Below are 6,264 nucleotides of genomic sequence, written 5' to 3'. Positions count from 1 at the left end.
GGCGGGCGGCGCTGCTGGGGCGGTCGTTGCGGCGGCTGCGGCTGCGAGGCGCGCCGGTCCCGCTCTTCACGCGCCTGCGCGAGCCCGGCGTCGAGGTCCGCTTCCGTCAGCCCCTTGAGCGCGCAGAAGTTGGCCCGCGTCAGCGTGCTGGTCTCGTAGGCCCGCAGCAGTGCCGCGCGCTCGCGCTGCGCTGCCTCGGCTGCGCTGTGGGCCTGTCGGGCTTCGTCTTGGGCCGCGCGTTGCGCCTGGCGCTCGGCCGCGCGGCGCGCATCGTGCAGCGCGCGGCGGTGGTCCAGCTCGCCGGTCGCGGCAGCGCGGTGCAGATCGGCCACGTCGCCGGCGGGCTGGCCGTCGAGGTCGACGCGCTGCACGGCACCCACCAGCGCCTTCAGGTAGGCGGTGCTGGTCGTGTGCCGGTGCAGGAAAGCCGACAGCGACTTCTTGGTGAACACGCCCGGCGCCCGCTGCTGGATGTCGGCCTGGATGCCCAGCTTCAGCGGCACGAACACGCCGGGGCCGAAGGCGGCCGGAAACAGCGGAGCGAGCTGTGCGGCCGTCGCGGCCGGTGAGGTGCTCGGGGTGCTCGGAGCGCTTGCGGCTGGAACGGCCGCTGCTTCGTCCGTCGGGGCGGCGGCAGGGGCATCGCCCTCGGTGGGCGGCTGGGGGTGATCGGACACGGTGAGGCAACGGGGGCAGGGTCGGTGGCGGATTGTCGCTGCAGAGGCGAGCGTCGCGCAGCGGACCATTGGGCTCGGTGAGCCGGGCCATGGCCCTGCTGCCACGCGGGTGAAGCGAGTTTCATATGATGATCGTCATATGAAGGCGCAACCCAAGCCCGCCGCCCGCCGCCGCAGCCCGCCGGCCACCGAACCGTCGCGCAAGGACCTCACGCGCGAGCGCATCGTCGGCACGGCGGCGCGCGCCATCCGCCGCAGCGGCTACGACGGCACCGGTGTGGCCGATCTGATGAAGGAAGCCGGCCTGACGCACGGCGGCTTCTACGCCCACTTCGCATCGCGCACCGCGCTGCTGGCCGAGGCGGCCGACCGGGCCGGGGCCGACAGCGCCGCACATCTGCGGGGCGTGGTGGAAGGCCTGCCGCCGGCCCAGGCACTGGACGCGCTGATCGACCACTACCTGTCCGACGTGCACCTGAAGTCGGCCGAGCTGGGCTGCCCGCTGGCAGCGCTGGCCTGCGAGACGCCGCGCCAGGCGCCCGAGGTGCGCGCTGCCGCGACGCGCCGCCTGAAGGAGACGATCGACTGGTGGCGCAGTTGCTGCCGGGGCGCAGCGCGCGCGAAGCCCGTGCCGAGGCGATGGCCGTGGTCGGCAGCCTGGTCGGCGCGATGTCGCTGGCGCGCGCCGTCGACGATCCGCGCCTGTCGCGCGCGCTGCGCGAGGCCTGCCGGCAGTCCCTGAAACACCGCCGGGGTTGAGCGCCGATCCGCAGGCGGCGCAACCCGGCTTTCGTCCGACGCATGACGGTCGTCATGCGAATTCACCCGCTCATCTCCTGGAAGGACACCTCATGAAGATCAAGGACTCCGTCGCGCTGGTCACCGGCGCCAACCGCGGCCTCGGCCGTGCCTTCGCCGCCGCGCTGCTGGCCGGTGGTGCCCGCAAGGTCTACGCGGCCGCGCGCGACCCGGGCAGCGTCACGCTCGCCGGCGTCACGCCGGTCCAGCTGGACGTGACGAACGCGCAGCAGGCGGCGGCGTTGGCGCGCGAGCTCGGCGACGTGTCGCTGCTGATCAACAACGCCGGCATCCTGCGCGGCACCGGCCTGCTGGAGGCCGGCTCGGTGGAGGCGGCGCGCGCGAGATGGAAACGCACTTCTTCGGCCCGCTGCAACTGAGCCAGGCCTTCGCACCGGTGCTCGCGCGCAACGGCGGTGGCGCCATCCTCAACATCCTGTCGGTGCTGAGCTGGATCAGCATGCCGGGCGTCAGCACCTATTGCGCGTCGAAGGCGGCCGAATGGTCGCTGACCAACGGCCTGCGCAACGAGCTGCGCGCGCAGGGCACGCAGGTCGTCGGCCTGCACGTGGGCTACATGGACACCGACATGGTCCGCGGTGTCGACGCCGCGAAGTCCGCGCCCGAGGACGTGGTGCGCCAGGCCTTCGCGGTGCTCGAGTCCGGCGGCTACGAGGTGCTGGCCGACGAGATCAGCCGCCAGGTGCGCCAGGGCCTGTCGGCCGAGCCGGCGGTCTACGCGGGGAGCTGACGGCGCGAGAGGGTGGACGCCGACCCCGGAAGGCCCTAGAAGAACCCGGCCTTGCCGGCCGCCGCCACCGCGGACTTCACCAGCTCGGCCACCTGCGCGTTGGCGTCGTCGTCGCTCGGTGCGCGGGTCTTGGCGGTCCACATCAGGCGTGCGCTGGCCACGTCGGTGAGCTGGCTGTTGGCGCCGTAGGCGGTTTGGGTCTTGCCGCCACCGATCGGCAGCGAGATGCCGACCCCGCCGCCCACCGAGCGGCCGAAGCCGCCCAGCCCGACACCGATCGACGGACCGGGCTGCACCAGCGTGGCGTCGGGGCCGACCGCGGTCAGCCACACCGCCTTCGCGCCGGCGGCGCGCGCGGCGGCCAGGTAGGGTTCGGCGGCGGAACTGCGCGCCGTGCCGGCCGCGACCGGTGCCTGCGTCACCGGTGATGCGCCGTAGGCCACCAGCTCGGCCGAGGCGCGGTCCAGGCAGTTGCGCTGCAGCGCCTCGTCGGGAGCCTCGCACACCACGAGCAGCTTGCTGCCGCGCAGCGACTGGCCGGCGAACTGCGGCTCGGTCCACTGCGAATCGACCGGGTTGGTGGCGCAGCCGACGACCAGCAGCGCCGCCGCGAGGGCCATCGGGGCGGGGCGCAGCGCGCGCCGTGCCGCAGAGACTTGAAACCACATGGTCGGGAATCCTTTCGTGGGCCTGAGAGGCCGAGTCGGCGCGGCTGTGACCGGGCGGCGCGACGCTCTCCGGCGTGTCGGAGCAGCTTACTCCTCGGTGCGATCCGCACCGCCGTGTGGGCCCATGCGGCGGCAGGGCATGCGTCCGCGCGCCGCAGCGGTTTGTTAGGCTGGCGGGGATGAAGGCCTGTCACGATTGCGATGCGCTGCAGCAGGAGGTGGTGCTGGAGCCCGGCGGCGTGGCCCGCTGCTGGCGCTGCGACGCGGTGCTCTACCGCGGCCGGCATCACGCGATGGACCGCACGCTGGCGCTCACACTGGCGGCCGCGGCGCTGTTCGTGCTGGCGCTGTCGTTCCCGCTGGTCGAGCTCGACATGCAGGGCCAGCACCACAGCACCACGCTGTGGGGCGCGGTGGTCACCCTGTGGCGGCAGGACGCCGGGCTGGTGGCCACGCTGGTTGCGGTGACCACGGTGCTGGTCCCGACGCTGGAACTCGGCGCCATGCTGTGGCTGCTGCTGCCGCTGGCCCTGCGCGAGCGGCCGATGGGCGGCGTCTGGGTGCTGCGCGCGCTGCTGCTGGTGCGCCCCTGGGGCATGGTCGAGGTGTTCGTGCTCGGCGTGCTGGTGGCGCTGGTGAAGCTGGCGCACATCGCCAGCGTGATCCCCGGCATCTCGCTGTGGTCCTTCGGCGGCCTGATCTGCGTGTTCGCCGCCGCCGCGGCCAACTTCGACGCCCAGCAGGCCTGGGACCAGATGGACGCCGCGGAGACGCCGGCATGACGGCCCCGTCGGGCGAGGGGCCGCCGCGGGACGAGCGCCGGGCCGCTCCCAAGCCGGCCCGCATCCCCTCGGGGGATCGCCTGGCGTACCCGTCGGGCGAGGGGTCATCAGTGCTCACCGCCGCAATCGCCGGCCTGCGGGTCTGCCACACCTGCGGCCAGATCAGCCGCCCGGCGCCGCCGCCGCTGCAATCCCGTTGCCCGCGCTGCGACAGCGAGCTGCACGTGCGCCAACCGGCCAGCCTGGCGCGCACCTGGCTTTCCTGATCGCCGCCTTCATCCTCTACGTGCCGGCCAACACGCTGCCGGTGATGCGTTCGAGCTCGCTGTTCGGTGCGCAGCAGGACACCATCTGGTCCGGCATCGTGTTCCTGTGGATCGACGGCTCGTGGTTCCTCGCGGTGCTGGTGTTCGTGGCCAGCATCGTGGTGCCGCTGGCCAAGCTGCTGGTGCTGAGTTTCCTGGCCGTCTCGGTGCAGTTGGGCAGCGCGGCCCGGCCGCTGTTGCGCACCCGGCTGTACCGCGGCATCGAGTTCGTCGGCCGCTGGTCGATGCTCGACATCTACGTGGTCACGCTGCTCGTCGGGCTGGTGCAGCTGCAGTCGGTGGCGGCCATTTCCGCCGGGCCCGGCGCGGTGGCCTTCGGCGCGGTCGTGGTGCTGACGATGCTGGCCTCGCTGAGTTTCGATCCGCGGCTGATCTGGGATGCGGCCGACCGGCCGGCGCGGGCCGTGCGGCCCGCGCCGCATCTCGACCGAGAATGGGGCGCATGAGCGACACGCCGCCGCCCTCCTCTTCCGCCCCTCCGCCCCTGCCGGCGACGGCCGAGCTGCCTGAAGCGGTGGCGGTGCCGCGCCGCCGCAGCCACGGCTATGCGGTGTGGCTGATCCCCATCCTTGCGGCATTGATCGGCCTGACGCTGGGCGTGCGCGCCTGGCTCGCGACCGGACCCACGGTCACCATCACCTTCAAGACCGCCGAGGACCTGGAGCCGGGCAAGACCAAGATCAAGTACAAGAACGTCGACATCGGCGACGTGAAATCGATCGCGCTCGCCCCCGACGGCAAGGGCGTGGTCGTCACCGCCGAGATGACCCAGGGCGCGCAGAAGCTGCTGCTCGACGACACGCGCTTCTGGGTGGTGCGGGCTCGCGTGGCGGGCAGCGGCGTCACCGGCCTCTCCACACTGCTGTCGGGCGCCTACATCGGCATCGACATCGGTACCTCCTCCGAGTCGCGGCGCGAGTTCGTCGGCCTCGACGTGCCGCCCAGCGTCACCGCTGACGAGCCGGGGCGCGAGTTCATCCTGCGAAGCGCGGACCTCGGCTCGGTCGACATCGGTTCACCGGTCTATTTCCGCCGTGTGCAGGTCGGCAAGGTCACCGCGACGCGGCTCGACGCCGATGGCCGCGGGGTCACGCTGCGGGTGTTCATTTCGGCGCCGCATGAGCAGCACGTGACCGAGAACACGCGCTTCTGGCATGCCAGTGGCCTGGACGTCGCGCTCGACGCCGGCGGCATCAAGCTGCAGACGCAGTCGCTGATCTCCATCGTGCTCGGCGGCATTGCCTTCGGCGCGCCGGAGTCCGGTGCGCCGGGCGCGGCGGCCGAGGCCGAGCACAGCTTCGCGCTGTTCGAGAACCAGGCGCTGGCCATGAAGCGCACCAGCTCCGAGGTGACGCCGATGGTGGCCCATTTCACCGAATCGCTGCGCGGCCTGGCGCCGGGCGCGCAGATCGACTTCCGCGGCGTGGTGGTCGGTGAGGTCACGTCGATCGACGTCAGCTACGACCGCGACCGCAGGGAGTTCAGCTTCCCGGTCGGCATGGTGCTGTACAGCGACCGGCTCGGCTCCAAGGTGAGCGCGGCGATCGAACGGGCGCAGGTCGACCCGACAGAGCTGATGCGCCGCTCCATCGAGCGCGGCCTGCGCGCGCAGCTGCGCACCGCCAACCTGCTGACCGGCCAGCGCTACGTGGCGCTCGACTTCTTCCCCGGCGCGCGGCCGGTCAAGACGGCGGCCGCGCCGGCCGCCGGCAGTGAAGCCCCGGTGCTCGAGATCCCCACCATCTCGGGCAGCCTCGAGGACCTGCAGGCCACGCTGACCAGCATCGCCAAGCGCATCGAGAACGTGCCGTTCGACGAGATCGCCGCCGACCTGCGCACCGCGCTGCAGTCGCTCGACCGCACGCTGAAGAACACCGACGGGCTGATCGGCCGGCTCGACGGCCAGCTCGGCGAGCTGGTGCCCGAGCTGAAGGCGGCGATCGCCGACACGCGTCGCACCATGAAGTCGGCCGACAACCTGCTCGCCAGCGACACGCCGACCCAGCAGGAGCTGCGGGAAGCGCTGCGCGAGGTGTCGCGCGCCGCCCAGTCGATGCGCGAACTGACCGACTACGTGCAACGCCGCCCGGAATCCCTGCTGCGCGGCAAACCCGGCGAGCCCGAGGAAGGCGGCAAGCGATGACGACGAAGCAGCCTCGGCCGCGCGCGCTGGCGCTCGTTGCCGCGCTCGTGCTGGTGCAGTTCGCCGCGGGGTGCGCCAGCCCACCGCCCGAGCGCTTCTACCGCCTGGCGGTCGCCGCG

Annotated in this window: 5 protein-coding genes and 2 pseudogenes; 5 read left to right on the top strand and 2 right to left on the bottom strand. The window is 72.6% G+C overall.

Annotation, left to right across the window (positions count from 1 at the left end; translation table 11 throughout):
- Positions 1-677 (bottom strand): ProQ/FINO family protein (locus Y694_RS19070; protein ID WP_051495901.1); only part of this gene is annotated, 677 nt, incomplete at its 3' end.
- Positions 678-816: 139 nt separating this feature from the next.
- Here Y694_RS19070 and Y694_RS19065 point away from each other — a divergent pair.
- Both Y694_RS19065 and Y694_RS19060 read left to right on the top strand, forming a co-directional pair.
- Positions 817-1,436: pseudogene (locus tag Y694_RS19065) on the top strand (TetR/AcrR family transcriptional regulator).
- A gap of 92 nt (positions 1,437-1,528) precedes the next feature.
- Positions 1,529-2,226 (top strand): annotated as a pseudogene (locus Y694_RS19060) (SDR family oxidoreductase).
- Positions 2,227-2,261: 35 nt separating this feature from the next.
- Here the strand turns inward: Y694_RS19060 and Y694_RS19055 are convergent.
- A complete protein-coding gene (locus tag Y694_RS19055) occupies positions 2,262-2,894 on the bottom strand; it encodes a hypothetical protein (RefSeq protein WP_036235387.1) in 633 nt (210 codons plus the stop codon).
- Between the two features lie 179 nt (positions 2,895-3,073).
- On the opposite strand from Y694_RS19055, the gene Y694_RS19050 reads away from it, so the two are divergent.
- The 3 genes from Y694_RS19050 (at position 3,074) to Y694_RS19040 (ending at position 6,145) form a co-directional block, all read left to right on the top strand.
- Positions 3,074-3,676, top strand: a complete 603-nt coding sequence (locus Y694_RS19050; RefSeq protein ID WP_036235385.1) for a paraquat-inducible protein A — start codon at positions 3,074-3,076, stop codon at positions 3,674-3,676.
- A 196-nt stretch (positions 3,677-3,872) separates the two neighbouring features.
- Entirely contained in the window at positions 3,873-4,448 is a 576-nt protein-coding gene (locus Y694_RS19045) for a paraquat-inducible protein A (protein WP_231497787.1), read from the top strand.
- Positions 4,436-6,145 (top strand): MlaD family protein, encoded by a 1,710-nt coding sequence (locus Y694_RS19040; protein WP_051495900.1) that lies wholly within the window; start codon positions 4,436-4,438, stop codon positions 6,143-6,145. The genes Y694_RS19045 and Y694_RS19040 overlap by 13 nt, the downstream gene beginning before the upstream one ends.
- Positions 6,146-6,264 lie beyond the last annotated feature (119 nt).

Source organism: Methylibium sp. T29-B, assembly GCF_000576225.1.
In the GTDB taxonomy this organism is placed as follows: Bacteria; Pseudomonadota; Gammaproteobacteria; order Burkholderiales; family Burkholderiaceae_C; genus Methylibium; species Methylibium petroleiphilum.
This window is presented reverse-complemented; position numbering and strand designations above follow the sequence as displayed.

Coding starts and splice junctions, on each gene's coding strand:
- Y694_RS19055 (WP_036235387.1), bottom strand. CDS start 2,894: ATGTGGTTTCAAGTCTCTGCGGCACGGCGCGCGCTGCGCCCCGCCCCG.
- Y694_RS19050 (WP_036235385.1), top strand. CDS start 3,074: ATGAAGGCCTGTCACGATTGCGATGCGCTGCAGCAGGAGGTGGTGCTG.
- Y694_RS19040 (WP_051495900.1), top strand. CDS start 4,436: ATGGGGCGCATGAGCGACACGCCGCCGCCCTCCTCTTCCGCCCCTCCG.